Here is a 14,141-nt window from a genome sequence, read left to right as displayed (position 1 = left end):
AACGGGTTGATATCAGCAGGCGCCCACGGACCAGAAGAGGACACCGACAAAAAAGAGTCTAAACTTCTGATTGATGGGCAGGTCGATGAAGGTGATCAAACAAAAAGACACGGCATGTCGAAATTGTTGCACTCTTTCATTGAATGTTTCTGCTCCTCCAAGCAAGGGAAGGATTAAAGATAAAAAAGTCTCAAACAATCTTACCTTACAAAAGCCCTTGTCGCTGTCAATGAGAACCACTGAACCACACAATGGTTGGTGGAAGTCCTGACTATGAACAGCGTCTGCGACAAAGCTGTGAGTTCAGGGGAACGACAGGCAGGGAACTCAGCAGGACATTCCGCAACGACTGCACCCAGGCGCACAAACATACCCCGGTTGCGCCGCCAACGCCTGCTCGTATTCCTTACGCAGATGGCTGCGCTGTACCCCCTGTTGAATAATGTCCCAGGGGAAAAGCTCATCAGCACCACGCTCACGATGTAGGAAGAAAGCAGGGTCGATACCTGCTTGTCGACAGGCAGCTTTGAGATTGGAACCTTCTGCGAGCAGTGGCAGGGTCTGGCCGACGCGTCTGTCACCGCGGGCAAAAAAGCCCTGGATCTCGGCGTGGCGCAAAGATTCGAAGTTCAACTCAACGTTCGCAACCGGGCGCAGACGTTTCTGCAAGACTCGATACTTCTTTTCAAGCAAGCTTCGCTTCTCCATCGGCGCCCACTGCAGTGGCGTCCAGGGTTTAGGCACAAAGGGATTTACGGAAAGGTGTAAACGACCCAGTCGACCGGTTTGTTTGCCGATCTCTTCCCAGATCTGCCGGACTTTCACAGTAAGATCAGCAATCGCAAGCACATCGGACTCAACCTCGGAGGGCAGGCCGATCATGAAGTAGAGTTTGAGGTTCGGGATTCCGCCTTCGGCCAGCATCTTGACCGCGGCAAGGATTTGTTTCTCATCGATACCTTTATTAATGACATTACGCATTCGCTGGCTTCCCGCCTCTGGAGCCAGGGCCAATGTCTTGTGGCCAGAATCGGCAAGGACCTGTACCTGCTCCGGCGTAATGGCATCAATGCGCACACTCGACACCGACACTTCACCGCCCTTTTCGAGGACGGCACGCCCGACAGCAGCAATATCATTATAATCGGAGACTGCAGCAGCGACGAGGCCGACTCGACCGACTTCATCACCTGTTTCGAGAATCTCTTTACGCAGGTGATCCATTGAATGCTCCCGAAACGGTCGATATATAAAACCGGCGGCACAGAAACGGCAGGCCTTGGGGCATCCGCGTGAAACTTCGACCAGGTGCATACTGCCGAATTCCGTATCCGGGGTTGCTACGCAGGTCATACTCTGACTGTCATCCAGGTTCGCCTGCCACTGGCGAGCGACCTGTTCCGGAAGTCCTTCTAACGGCGTCATTGATTTAAGTTCACCGCTCGCCAGGTAGCGAACGTCGTAGCCGCCCGGCTGATAAATCCCCGCCTGTTGAGAAATTCGAGCGAGGAGTTCGTTACGCACGGACGTCTCGGGATCGAGCATTTGCTTCAGGAGTTGCGGCAGGGTCACTTCAGCCTCGCCAACCACGAAGAGGTCCATGATCTCTGCCAGCGGTTCAGGGTTGAGAAATGCACAGACGCCGCCACAGATGATCAGCGGATGACGCTCAGTGCGCTCCTCGCGCCAGAACGGCAAACGGCCGAGCTCGAAGATCGTTGGCAGGTTAAGGAAATCATTTTCGAACGAGATTGAGAAGGCAATCAGATCAAAATCAGAGAGCGAGCGCTGGGATTCAATCGACACAAGGGGAAAACCGGTACGGCGATGCTCTTCGATATCTTCAGGATCAGGGAGAAAGAAGCGTTCACAGAGCGTATCATCACGTTCATTGAGCATCCGGTAGACTGTCTGCAGCCCCAGGTTGCTCATTCCCTGGTGGTAGGTATTCGGATAGATCAGGGCAACAGCCAGACGCCCACCCCAAGGGTTGGCTTTGCCGCCTGTTTCCTGCTCATGACGCTGACGATATTTTTCAATCAAGTGACGTGACATCAATCACATTCTACGGTGAAGGGGAACAAGATATCAATCTTCAACTGAGGGTTAGAAGAAGACCGCACGGAAAGAGAGGAAAAGCCAGCCAGGGGCTATTCTTTAGCTTGCAAAATTTCCGGCATAAAGGACTGCACGGCCCCGACAACATCATCAACAGTCACGCGATCCATGCATCGGTGATCAATCGGACATTCCCTGAGCATACAGGGTGAACACTCGACCTGGTGACGAACGATGCGGTAGCTGTCACTGAAAGGTGAGGTTGTGGTGTGGTTGGTAGAGCCGAAGATTGCAACGATCGGCACATTGAAGCCAGCAGCGATGTGCATCGGGCCGGAGTCGTTGGTCACCATCAGCGAAGCAACATCGATCAGGGTCATCATCTGCCTGACCGAAGTTTTGCCGACAAAATTATGCACCGGAGCCTGTATAGCAGCGGCGATATCGTTACCGATCTCGACTTCACCTGGACCGCCGATCAACACCACATGCATGCCGTACTCTCTGGCAAGAAAATCACCTACGGCTGCAAAGCGCTCAGGATACCAGCGTTTTGCCGAGCCGTAAGCGGCTCCGGGGTTGATCGTAACGACCGGGCCTTCGGGTAACTGCTCTTTCACCCAGAGACGCTCGCTCTCCAACAGTGCAAGGGGCTGTCTTTTCTCTTCAGCCTTGATGCCATAGTGATTAACGATACGCAGGAAAGCATCGGTCTGGTGAATCGTCTTCTCAGCTTCGCCAAAGGGTACCGGGTGGGTCAAAAAGATACGACGGCCATCCGTGGTAAAGCCAAGTCGTCGGGGAATTCCGGCCAGGAATGCCATGATCCCGGCTTCAATGGCATATTGAAAGAGAATCGCGCAGTCGAATTTACGACGGCGCAAATCGGCCGTAAATCGCAACAGGCCAAGGACACCGGCATGCTCAACCCGTTTATTATAGACGATGATTTCATCACAGCCGGGATGGTTCTCAAGCAACTGGGCAACCAGGGGATTGGCTACGACAGCGATATGGGCATCAGGATAGGTTTCCCTGACAGCCATCAAGGCCGGAACGGTCATAACGGCATCACCGAGCCAGTTAGCCGAGCGGATCATGATGCGTTGGATTTTATTGGCGTCGAGTTTTTTCAAGAGACATGAATTCAGTCTAGGGGGAGAGCCTCGTCGATCAGCATGACCGGAATGCCATCACGGACCGGGTAAGCCAGTTTACAGGCATGACAGTAGAGTTTTTCATGGTTGTCATCGGGCACAATTTCACCCTTGCATTGCGGGCAGGCCAGTATTTCAAGCAGATCTTTGGATAAAGTCATCAGTTTTCTCCTAGTTGATATTCACATCTTCTACAGTAAGCCACATAGCAAGTCAAACGCAAAGCCGCTGGTTTCAATGCGGCACAAGGTAAGAGTTCCAAAGCAAACAAAGCAAAACCAAACCAATGTCTTGACGCTAAGACGCTAAGAAAAGCTGGGGAAAACGCAAAGGCTGACTATTCTCGCTTTTTGAAGTGGTTTTCTTTGCGGACTTTCTCTACCCCTTCTCGCCTTTGCGTTAAACCTGTTTCAGGTTATAGAACAAAAAAATGGGCCGCACAAGGCGGCCCAACGTAGTTGAGGGAGGTGCATTACAGGCAAGCGCAGAGTTACGAGCAAACCGATAAGACGCCGGGCGGAGAACCGGCACGGCCGCTCACCCTTTGACAAGCACGAAATTAAATTTCAGCAATTGGCCATCGGGGTCTTTAACGTCAACCCGTCAGGTAAATGTAGTTATTCTCAGTCGACGCGTTTGCGCAGGAACGTCGGGATATCGTACTCCTCGTCTTCATTGTAGGATCCGATACGCATACTGGCGCGCGGCTTATCCTGTTGTTCTCTACGGATGAACGCCGGGATATCACGGTCAATCATGGTTGGCGTTTGTACGTTCGGTCGACCCAGCTCAGTGCTAGGCCGTTTGCCGGTATCGAAGGAGCAACCGAAGCCGGTCGCAATCGCCGTCACCTGGATGGTTTCACCCATATCCTCGTTAACGACCAGGCCGATGAAGATGTTGGCGTCTTCGTGAACCTTTTCGTGAATGATATTGGCGACTTCCTCGTAATCAGCCATGGTCATGCTGGAAGAACCAGTGACATTAACCAGCACACCCTTGGCGCCTGAGATGTCAATCTCTTCGAGCAACGGACTGCTGATCGCCTGCTGAGCGGCTTCGCAGGCGCGGTTTTCGCCTGTGGCCGTGCCAATACCCATCATGGCCATGCCGCGCTCGCTCATCGCCGACTGCACATCCGCAAAGTCGACATTGATCATGCCGTGAGTCGTAATCAGATCAGAGATTCCCTGTACGGCCTGACGCAGTACATCATCAGCAGGTTTAAAGGCATCGAGGATCCCCATCTGCTTTCCGGCAAGACCACTTAAACGATCATTGGGAATCAGGATCAAAGAATCAACGATCTGTTTGAGTTCTTCGACGCCCTGTACCGCCTTGCCCATACGTTGCTTACCTTCGAAAGCAAAGGGCTTGGTGACAACAGCGACAGTTAAGGCACCGAGTTCCTTGGCCACTTCAGCGATAACCGGAGCGGCACCCGTCCCGGTTCCACCACCCAGGCCTGCGGCGATAAAGACCATATCAGCGCCTTTCAGCAGCTCGGCAATTCGAGCACGATCTTCCTCGGCGGCCTCGCGACCGACTTCCGGGTTGGCGCCGGCGCCAAGACCCTTGGTCAGCTTCGGACCAATCTGCACACGCATGGAAGAGAGGTTGGCCCGCAATGCCTGGGCATCGGTATTGGCAACCATGAACTCCACACCATCAATCTGGGCAGCAATCATCGTATTGACCGCGTTGCTACCGCCACCACCAACACCAACGACCTTAATCTTAGCTACCTGGTCTACACTTTCGTCAAATTCAAACATAATGACTCCCTCCGCCATTGCTATGATCGTCGCCTCTCCATGGCAACAATCTGTTTATCTTACAGGCTTATATCACTTAGCTATTTTTTAGAAAAATTCTCCGAACCACTCTTTCATCCGCCGAGTGACACGATCGAAGAGGTTTTCATCTCCGATAACGAAATTGCGGGTCTGCATATTGCGGCTGCCATACTTCACCAGGCCAACGCCGGTCGCGTAAATTGGTGAATTGACAACATCAGTCAACCCGCCAATACCGGTCGGCTGACCGCGTCGTACCGGCAGATCAAAAATCTGTTCGGCAATCTCCGGCATACCGGGAAGAATCGCTGAGCCACCGGTGATCACGACACCGGAAGCGATCAGGTCCTCATAACCGCTTTTGACGATCTCCCTGTTGACCAGGGTAAAGATCTCTTCAACCCTTGGCTCGAGGATCTCCGCAAGCAACTGCCGTGACAGGATTCTTGGATCTCGTCCACCCACCGAGGGAACTTCAATCGTTTCATCCTTGCCAACCATTGAGGAGAGACAACAACCCGAAGATTGTTTAATCTTCTCTGCCTCTGCCGTCGGCGTTCTCAGGCCCACAGCGATATCATTGGTCAGATGATTACCACCCAGAGAGAGCACCGAGGTGTGCTTGATGGCGCCATCAATAAAGATCGCGATATCCGTCGTGCCTCCACCGATATCGACAAGAGCCACACCGAGGTCCTTTTCATCAGGTGTCAGAACAGCCTCAGAGGAAGCCAGCTGCTCGAGGACGATATCGCCGACGTCGACACCGGCCTTGTTGCAGCTCTTGATGATATTCTGAGCGCTTGCGACGGCGCCGGTGACGATATGAACCCTGGCTTCAAGGCGCACGCCACTCATGCCGAGAGGCTCCTTGATACCGTCCTGATCATCAATAATGAACTCCTGGGGCAGGATGTGAATCACTTCCCGGTCCATCGGTATCGCCAGAGCTTTGGCAGCATCGATAACACGCCGCACATCTTCGTTGCTGACTTCACGGTTCTTGATGGCAATCACACCCTGGGAGTTGATGCCCTTGATATGACCACCGGCAATTCCTGCGAACACCGACTTTATCTCACAACCGGCCATCAGTTCAGCTTCTTGCAACGCCTTGCGGATTGCGTTGACCGTACTCTCGATGTTAATGACCACGCCTTTGCGCAGACCGCTTGAAGGACTGGTGCCGATGCCAACGATATCAAGCCCCTCATCAGTTATAGCGCCAACGATGGCACAAATCTTTGTTGTGCCGATGTCCAGGCCGACTACCAGATTTTCTCGTTTGTTATTCATTTTCCTCCCCTTCCCGTTCCTTAAAGCTAACTTCTGCCGGCCGTGCGTTTCACATCCAACTTCACGATAACGCGGTCGGTCACGTTTAAATCAATATACTTAAGAGCCATCAACCTGGGCTCCAGATCGTCATAAATGCTTTCCAGTCGATTCAACTTGGTATCAAAGCCCTGCTTACCCATACGCACTGGCACACCACCGATGCGGGTATGCATGACAAGGCCTTCCTGCTCTTCAAAACAGATTTCCGAGATATCATCGAGATTGAAGAGTGTCCTGCTCTCAAGTGCGTCCATAAGCTGCAGAGCCAGGTTTACAGAATCCTGGGTCTTATCCGGGTTATCGAGTAGATATTGACGGTCAATCCCAGTGATCACCGGATAATCAAGATCATCACCTGCATCCAGCATCTTGAAAACTTCACCAGCTCGATCCACGTAGTAAAGATAATCAAGATCGATAATCGCCCGGGCCTCCCGCTCAACCACCCGGATAACGACCTGATCAGGAAAGGACCGTTCGACTTCGGCCTTGGCGATCCAGGCATGTTCTTCAATCTTGCGTCCGATCATATGCAACTCGAGATCAAAGAGGCTGTCACCGATTTCAATATCAGAAGCATCGAGGATATCACCTTCACTCACCCTCACCTGATGCTCAACGCGAACCTGCTTCACGCCAAAATATCCTGATTCGAGAAGCATCTGGGCTGTAAGCAAAGCCCCGCTCGCAAGCAGAAAACCACTTCCGGAAGCAATGCAGACCCGCAGCGTGCGATGGAATAACTTCTTCCAGTCGCGCGCCTGTTTCTCCTGCTTGCGCCGGTTGGCTTTACACTTCTTCTGCTTGTGAGACTTCAAATCACGCATTAGCTGTCCGTTTACTTGTTCAATCCTGCGTCTTGCAGAATTTGCATCACCAGTTCATTGAAGGTGATGCCTGCTTCCGCCGCCGCCTTTGGCAGCAGACTGGTTGCTGTCATCCCCGGGATGGTGTTGATTTCCAGGCAGAAAAACTCGCGCTCTCGCACCATGAAATCAACCCTTGCGGCGCCCCGGCAGGCCAGCGCCTTACAGGCCGCCACAGAGGTTTCCTGCAGTCGGTTGTACAGCACAGCTTCCAGAGGTGCCGGCAGCAGGTACTCGGTGTGACCCGATGTATATTTCGATTCGTAATCGTAAAAACCACTTTTCGGCACAATCTGAATAATCGGCAAGGACTCGTTATTCAGGATGCTGACTGTGATTTCATCCCCCTGGATGTAATCTTCTATCAGGACCAGATCATCGTGCTGTAGAGCCTCTGCCAAACCTGCTTCAAGTTCCGCCCTATCATGTACGATACTGATACCGATGGTTGAACCTTCCCGGGCGGGCTTGACCACGAGAGGAAAGTGGCGACAACGCTTAAACAATTCGCTTCGATCATCACCGGCACGATAGGCAACAAACCCCGGGGTAGAAATCTCGTGGTAAAGCAAGATCTGCTTGGTGATAACCTTGTCCATCACCATGCTCGAAGACATGACGCCACTTCCGGTGTAGGGAATCTGCATCATTTCCAGAAGGCCCTGGACCGTACCGTCTTCACCGTAGCGTCCGTGCAGACAGATAAAAGCCACATCGGTTCCAACTTCACGCAACTGGGCTGGTAAATCGTGACATGCATCGATCGCGACCGCATCGCAACCGTTCTCCAGCAACGCACTTAACACAGCCTGACCGGTTTTTAACGAGATCTCCCGCTCAGCAGAAAGACCTCCCATCAAAACAGCGATCTTTTTATTCTTCAGTTCAGTGCGATTCATCATCTCGTCACCCATGTTTTTACAAAATTTTCATCAGTTCTGCACCCACTTGCCAGACGTTACCGGCACCGAGGGTAATGACAATGTCTCCGGGTTGTAAAACCGCCTGTAAATGCTCGACCGTAGCGACAACATCACCGGTGTAGCAACAGGACTTGTGACCATGCTCGCTGATCCCCTCGGCCAGCTTTTCTGCCGTCACCTCGGGACGAACATCTTCGCCTGCGGCATAGACATCCATCACGGCGACATGATCCGCCTGGTAAAAGGCCGTCAGGAAATCATCAAAGAGCGCCTCGGTGCGACTGTAACGATGTGGCTGAAAAACTGCGACCAGACGCCGGTTCCAACCACCACGGGCAGCGCCGAGCGTAGCCTTGATTTCCACAGGATGATGACCGTAGTCGTCCACCACCATAATTCCCTGTGCTTCACCTTTGATCTCGAACCTGCGTCCAACGCCGCCAAAATCCTGAAAACCTTCGGCAATTGCGGCAAAGGGCATGTCGAGCTCCATGGCCACGGCAACCGCCGCCAGGGCATTAAGCACGTTATGGCGGCCCGGCATGCGGATACTCACACGACCGAGAGCTTCTCCCCGGTATTGAACAAGGAAACTGGTCCGGTCACCCTCATGCTCAATCTCGGACGCCATAAAATCTGCCTGTGATGTCAAGCCGTATGTGACCAGGCGCTTCTTGACGTCAGGGATCATCCCCTGCAGGTTCTCATCATCCAAACAAAGCACGGCCAGCCCGTAGAAAGGCACCTTGTTGATAAAATCAACGAAGGTCGCGCGGATTTCATCAATGCCACTGTAGAAATCGAGATGATCCTCATCAACATTGGTCACGACCGCGATCGTCGGCGATAACTTCAGGAAAGAACCATCCGACTCATCAGCTTCTGCCACCAGGAACTCGCCCTGCCCCAACTTGGCGTTTGAACCGATCGAATCCAGACGACCGCCGATCACGACGGTCGGGTCGATGTTGCCATGGGAGAGCACCGTTGCCACCATGCTGGTCGTGGTCGTCTTGCCATGGGTTCCGGCAATCGCGATGCCGTACTTCATACGCATCAACTCCGCGAGCATTTCTGCCCTCGGGATGACAGGGATCTTGCGACGATTAGCTTCCTGAACTTCAGGATTCTGCAAATTCACAGCAGTCGATGTGACGACGACATCGACCTCAACAACATTCTCGGCGCGATGACCATAAGCGATTGTCCCACCCAGACTCGCCAGACGGCGGGTAAGGTCACTCTCTTTAAGGTCGGACCCTGAGACCTGGTAGCCAAGATTGATGAGAACCTCGGCAATCCCGCTCATGCCGATGCCGCCTATGCCAACAAAATGAATTTTTTGGATCTTGCCGTACATGATTTCCCCTTCACATATTTTCTGTGAGAACGGTTCGACATTCCCGCAGCAACCTTGCTGCTGCGCCACGTCGCGCCAATCCTTTTGCTGCCGCTGCCATCGACAAGAGGCTGGTACGATCATGCAATAAACCACTGACCAGTTGAGCCAGACGCTCAGCAGTCAGGTCTGTTTCTTCCATCACCATGGCGGCGCCCTTGGCTGCCAGGGCTTGAGCGTTTCCAGATTGATGTCCGGCTGCTGCGTGCGGGTAAGGCACCAGGATTGCCGGACGTCCACAAGCCGTCAGCTCAGCGAGAGTCGTGGCTCCGGCTCGACAGACAATCAACGTCGAGTTTGCGTACGCTTTGGCCATATCGTTGATGAAAGGCTTGACGTCAACATTTGGCCAGCCATTTTCTTTATATCCGCGAACCGTTTCCTCATAATCGAGTTGTCCGGACTGGTGAACAATCTCCAACTTGTCCTGCCATTCGGACAAGTGCGGCAGAGCGGCCACGACCGCCCGGTTAATCGCTCGAGCACCCTGGCTGCCACCAAAAACAAGGAGACAGATTTTCTCTTCCGGAAGACTGGGACACTCTTCCATGGCAGAGCGAACTGGGTTGCCTGTTAACACTGTTGCGCTCCTATGAAAGGCACGATCCGCCTCGTCAAAAGAAAGGCAGACTCTTTTCGCCCAATGACCCAGAAGCCTGTTTGCCAGACCTGGCCATGCATTCTGCTCATGCACCAGGTAGGGAATGCCGAGAGTTTTCGCTGCCAGTAATGCCGGCACTGAAGCGTAACCACCAACACCAACAATGACGTCCGGATTGAACTCCCGCAGGATCTTGCGTGACTGGGAAAAACTCTTAGTCAGTTTGCCAAGGACTTTCAGCCGAGCGAGGACTCCAAGCCCTGCCCAGCCGCTCATTTCAATCGTCTTCAAGGTCCAGCCCAGTTCCGGCAGCATGCGCGCCTCCAGACCTTTCTCGGTGCCGACGAAGAGCACTTCACTCTGCGGCTCTTCACTTTTAAGTTGCTCAGCCAGGGCGATCGCAGGGAAAAGATGTCCACCGGTGCCTCCACCGGCCAGCAACAATTTCATCGCAACTCTCCCGGGAGACTTCTAGAAACATTCAGCAATATGCCGATAGCTGCCAGCGTCGTTATCAGGCTGGTCCCGCCGTAAGAGAGGAAAGGTAGTGCCAGACCCTTGGTCGGCACCATCCCCATGACAACCGCCATGTTGACAAAAGCCTGCATGCCGATCAGCAGGGTGACCCCGAAGGCCAGGAAACAGCTGAATTCATTTGGCGCATTAAGCGATGTCTTGAGACCTCTCAGGATCAGGAGCAGGAACATTGAGGCAATCACGATGATCCCGATAAAACCGAGCTCTTCGCCAATAACAGAGAAGATGAAGTCGGTATGGGCCTCGGGCAGGTAGAAGAGCTTCTGCTTGCTCTCGCCAAGACCTTGACCGAAGGCCCCGCCGTTGCCGAAGGCGATCCAGCTCTGGATGATCTGGAAACCGGTGTCACTCGGGTCTTCCCAGGGGTTGAGAAACGCCATAATCCGACGTCGACGATAATCAACGTTCATCACCATGAAGTACAAGAACGGCATTGCGATCAAGCCGATACCGGCGAGGTAACTTAAACGGGTCCCCGCCACCAACAACATAGCGACCGCTACAATTGCCAGGGTCAGTGCGCTGCCGAGATCGGGTTGGGCCAGCAACAGGCCGATCAAAACCGCGAGGACCACCATGTAAGGCAGAAAACCGATGCGGAAGCTCTTGACCTTGCTCTGTTTGCGGGCCAGGGAATGCGCCATAAAAAGGACCAGGCCTAGTTTGACAAATTCCGCCGGCTGGAAAGTGAACCCGGCAACCTTGATCCAACGGGCCGCACCGCCAACTTTTTTGCCGACGCCGGGAATCAAGACAGCAATCAGCAGAAGCGCGCACAAGCCAAGGACCGGCCACGCTGCTTTGCGCAAAAGATCCAAATTTACGCGCATCAGGAGAGCCATGACGCCAAAACCGATGATGGCATAGGCGCCCTGTCGTTTAAGAAAATGCAGGCTGTCGCTATACTCACGTACCGCCATGATTGACGAGGAAGAAAACACCATCACGACTCCGAGGCAGGTCAGACAGACCGCCAGCACCAGAATCGAATGATCTGTCCCTTGCCTAATTTCCATTGCTGGCTTCCCCTGCACAACTCAAGGCGTGAAACTCACGGGCGAAGATCCGGCCACGCTCTGCAAAGCTTTTAAACATATCAAAACTGGAACAGCCTGGTGAGAGAAGGACTGATCCAACAGGACAGCTCACTTGTGCCGCGATGCCAACAGCTTCATGCATATCGGAGGCACGATGAATTTTCGTCAAGCCATCAAAAGCTTGTGCCATACGCTCTGCTGCAGCACCAATAAGAACCAGGTGATCAACCTTGTCACGAATTATCGGCTCCAATGTAGACAAGTCGCCCTGCTTATCTTTACCGCCGGCGATCAGAACCACCGGCTTTTCCAGGCCGGCCAGGCTTTTCACTACGCTGCCGATGTTGGTGCCTTTGGAATCGTCATACCAGCTGGCACCATTGAGTTGGCCGAGAAACTCCATCCGATGCGCGAGACCGGCAAAGTTCCTGGCAGCGCTCCAGGCGATCTCAGCCGGGCATCCTTCGATCAGTAGAGGAATAAGCGCAGCCATAACGTTTTCCCGATTGTGCTGGCCTCGAAGTTTCAATTCATTGGCGGCAAAGATGACCTCAGAGCCTTGCCAGCGCCAGATGATCTTGTCGTCACTCAGACTCATGCCCGACTCCAGGACAGTCTGGCTACTGAAACAGACCTTGTTCGCTGCCGTTGCCGACGCGGCCTGCATCACCTGGGGATCATCAGCGTTCAGAATCGCTACATCGTCTTCACCCAGGTTTTCAAAAATTTTCGCTTTTGCCGCCACGTAACTCGCCATATCCGGGTAACGATCGAGGTGATCTTCCGAAATATTTAACAGCATGGCGTAGCCTGGGCGAAAGTCTTCAATGGTTTCCAGTTGGAAGGAGGATAGCTCCACAACCTGCCATTGGTAATCATGTCCCACTGCATCGATCAGCGGAGTCCCGAGGTTGCCGCCAACAAAAGCATTTTCGCCCCACGCCTCGAGCATTTCACCGATCAGCGTCGTCACTGTGGATTTTCCATTGGTTCCAGTGATGCCAATCATGATTCCGGTTAACTGATGCCAGGCAATTTCTACCTCGCCAAGGATCGGGATGCCATTTTGCCGGCAGAGATCGAGAACCGGAATATCAAGTGGCACACCGGGGCTTGTCACAATCAAATCAGCCGTTATGAAAAGCTCCGGGGTATGGCCACCGAGATCCATCAGCACGCCAGCCTTTTTCAGTTCATCCAAATTATCCAGAAGCTCGGCACTACGATTATCGGACAAGACGACCCTGGCCCCTTGAGCCAGAAAAAACTTCGCCAGGCTGCGCCCGGTTGAACCGGCGCCGATAATGGTAATTTGCTTATCCCGATAATCTCTCTTCATTACAGACAACACCTACCTCAACTTCAGCGTTGAGAGTCCAATCAGGGCCAGAATGATGCTAATAATCCAGAATCGCACGATAATCTTCGGCTCCGGCCAACCCTTCAGTTCGAAATGATGGTGGATCGGAGCCATACGGAAAATTCGTTTGCCGTAGAGGCGGAAAGACGCGACCTGTACGATAACCGATAGCGCTTCCATAACAAAGATTCCCCCTACAATCACGAGCACGATCTCCTGCTTGGTAATCACGGCAATCGTTCCAATGGCACCACCAAGAGATAAACTTCCGACATCCCCCATAAAGACCTGCGCCGGATAGGTATTGAACCAGAGGAAGCCAAGTCCGGCGCCGATCATGGACCCACAGAGTACTGAAAGCTCGCCCGCCCCCGTTACGCCCGTTATCTGCAAATAATCAGACAAAGTCGCATGACCTGCGACATAAGCGAAGAGCAGGTAGGTCCCAGCTGCGATGATAACCGGCCCGATGGCCAGGCCATCGAGGCCGTCAGTCAGGTTGACAGCATTACTGGCACCGATAATCACCAACATGGCAAAGGGCACGTAAAACCAGCCAAGATCGGGATTGAAGCCTTTGAAAAAGGGAAACGCCAGGGTCGTCTGGAATCCCGGGTAGGTCATCAGGACCAAACCAACGCCAAAGGCGATCAACATCTGCCAGAACATTTTCTTGCGCGGCGAGAGCCCGTCACTATTCTTCAGTCTTACTTTCAACAAGTCATCGACGAAACCTATGATGCCATAACCAACCGTAACCAGCAGCGTCAGCCACACGTAAAGATTGGTTAAATCAGCCCAGAGCAGGGTCGGCAGAACAATCGCAAAAAGAATCAGGGCACCGCCCATGGTCGGCGTTCCTTCCTTCTTGAAGTGCGATTCCGGGCCCAGTTTTCTGATGCTTTGGCCCATTTGCAGCGCCGAGAGCTTCTCGATCAGCCACGGGCCGAGGAGAAAGCTGATGACCAAAGCCGTGATCGCGGCGTAGATCGTCCGGAAAGTGATAAACCGGAAAACATAGAAAACCGAGAACTCGGTATGTAGTGGATAGAGCAGATGATAAAGCACG

General features: G+C 53.1%; 12 protein-coding genes. All 12 read right to left on the bottom strand.

The features are described from left to right. Nucleotides 1-327 precede the first annotated feature (327 nt). The 12 genes from P9J64_07265 to mraY all read right to left on the bottom strand — a co-directional run bounded on the left by P9J64_07265 (nt 328) and on the right by mraY (nt 14,140). A complete protein-coding gene (locus tag P9J64_07265; GenBank protein MDG5468122.1) occupies nt 328-2,055 on the bottom strand; it encodes a radical SAM protein in 1,728 nt (575 codons plus the stop codon). A gap of 95 nt (nt 2,056-2,150) precedes the next feature. Beyond that, nucleotides 2,151-3,194, bottom strand: coding sequence for a lipopolysaccharide heptosyltransferase II (gene waaF, locus P9J64_07260; protein ID MDG5468121.1), 1,044 nt, complete (start codon nt 3,192-3,194; stop codon nt 2,151-2,153). 11 nt (nt 3,195-3,205) lie between these two features. After that, nucleotides 3,206-3,376, bottom strand: coding sequence for a Trm112 family protein (locus tag P9J64_07255; GenBank protein MDG5468120.1), 171 nt, complete (start codon nt 3,374-3,376; stop codon nt 3,206-3,208). A 462-nt stretch (nt 3,377-3,838) separates the two neighbouring features. Then, complete coding sequence (gene ftsZ / locus P9J64_07250) at nt 3,839-4,990, bottom strand: cell division protein FtsZ (GenBank protein ID MDG5468119.1); 1,152 nt, start codon at nt 4,988-4,990, stop codon at nt 3,839-3,841. A gap of 87 nt (nt 4,991-5,077) precedes the next feature. Beyond that, nucleotides 5,078-6,307, bottom strand: a complete 1,230-nt coding sequence (gene ftsA, locus P9J64_07245) for a cell division protein FtsA (GenBank protein ID MDG5468118.1) — start codon at nt 6,305-6,307, stop codon at nt 5,078-5,080. 26 nt (nt 6,308-6,333) lie between these two features. Next, nucleotides 6,334-7,176: an FtsQ-type POTRA domain-containing protein gene (locus P9J64_07240; protein MDG5468117.1), complete on the bottom strand. Its 843-nt coding sequence runs from the start codon at nt 7,174-7,176 to the stop codon at nt 6,334-6,336. Nucleotides 7,177-7,187: 11 nt separating this feature from the next. Next, nucleotides 7,188-8,114, bottom strand: coding sequence for a D-alanine--D-alanine ligase (locus P9J64_07235; protein ID MDG5468116.1), 927 nt, complete (start codon nt 8,112-8,114; stop codon nt 7,188-7,190). 19 nt (nt 8,115-8,133) lie between these two features. Further along, nucleotides 8,134-9,498 carry a UDP-N-acetylmuramate--L-alanine ligase gene (gene murC, locus P9J64_07230; protein MDG5468115.1) on the bottom strand — a complete coding sequence of 455 codons (1,365 nt, stop codon included), beginning with the start codon at nt 9,496-9,498 and terminating at the stop codon, nt 8,134-8,136. A gap of 10 nt (nt 9,499-9,508) precedes the next feature. After that, complete coding sequence (murG, locus tag P9J64_07225; GenBank protein MDG5468114.1) at nt 9,509-10,588, bottom strand: undecaprenyldiphospho-muramoylpentapeptide beta-N-acetylglucosaminyltransferase; 1,080 nt, start codon at nt 10,586-10,588, stop codon at nt 9,509-9,511. Continuing rightward, a complete protein-coding gene (ftsW, locus tag P9J64_07220) occupies nt 10,585-11,691 on the bottom strand; it encodes a putative lipid II flippase FtsW (GenBank protein ID MDG5468113.1) in 1,107 nt (368 codons plus the stop codon). The genes murG and ftsW overlap by 4 nt, the downstream gene beginning before the upstream one ends. Then, complete coding sequence (murD, locus tag P9J64_07215; protein ID MDG5468112.1) at nt 11,681-13,051, bottom strand: UDP-N-acetylmuramoyl-L-alanine--D-glutamate ligase; 1,371 nt, start codon at nt 13,049-13,051, stop codon at nt 11,681-11,683. The genes ftsW and murD overlap by 11 nt, the downstream gene beginning before the upstream one ends. A 12-nt stretch (nt 13,052-13,063) precedes the next feature. Beyond that, complete coding sequence (mraY, locus tag P9J64_07210) at nt 13,064-14,140, bottom strand: phospho-N-acetylmuramoyl-pentapeptide-transferase (protein MDG5468111.1); 1,077 nt, start codon at nt 14,138-14,140, stop codon at nt 13,064-13,066. Nucleotide 14,141: the final 1 nt, after the last annotated feature.

This window comes from Deltaproteobacteria bacterium IMCC39524, from assembly GCA_029667085.1.
GTDB lineage: Bacteria > Desulfobacterota > Desulfuromonadia > Desulfuromonadales > BM103 > M0040.
Note: the sequence above shows the minus strand (reverse complement) of the source record. Positions and strands in the feature narration are given on the sequence as shown.

Coding starts and splice junctions, on each gene's coding strand:
- P9J64_07265 (MDG5468122.1), bottom strand. CDS start 2,055: ATGTCACGTCACTTGATTGAAAAATATCGTCAGCGTCATGAGCAGGAA.
- P9J64_07255 (MDG5468120.1), bottom strand. CDS start 3,376: ATGACTTTATCCAAAGATCTGCTTGAAATACTGGCCTGCCCGCAATGC.
- ftsZ (MDG5468119.1), bottom strand. CDS start 4,990: ATGTTTGAATTTGACGAAAGTGTAGACCAGGTAGCTAAGATTAAGGTC.
- ftsA (MDG5468118.1), bottom strand. CDS start 6,307: ATGAATAACAAACGAGAAAATCTGGTAGTCGGCCTGGACATCGGCACA.
- P9J64_07240 (MDG5468117.1), bottom strand. CDS start 7,176: ATGCGTGATTTGAAGTCTCACAAGCAGAAGAAGTGTAAAGCCAACCGG.
- P9J64_07235 (MDG5468116.1), bottom strand. CDS start 8,114: ATGAATCGCACTGAACTGAAGAATAAAAAGATCGCTGTTTTGATGGGA.
- murC (MDG5468115.1), bottom strand. CDS start 9,498: ATGTACGGCAAGATCCAAAAAATTCATTTTGTTGGCATAGGCGGCATC.
- murG (MDG5468114.1), bottom strand. CDS start 10,588: ATGAAATTGTTGCTGGCCGGTGGAGGCACCGGTGGACATCTTTTCCCT.
- ftsW (MDG5468113.1), bottom strand. CDS start 11,691: ATGGAAATTAGGCAAGGGACAGATCATTCGATTCTGGTGCTGGCGGTC.
- murD (MDG5468112.1), bottom strand. CDS start 13,051: ATGAAGAGAGATTATCGGGATAAGCAAATTACCATTATCGGCGCCGGT.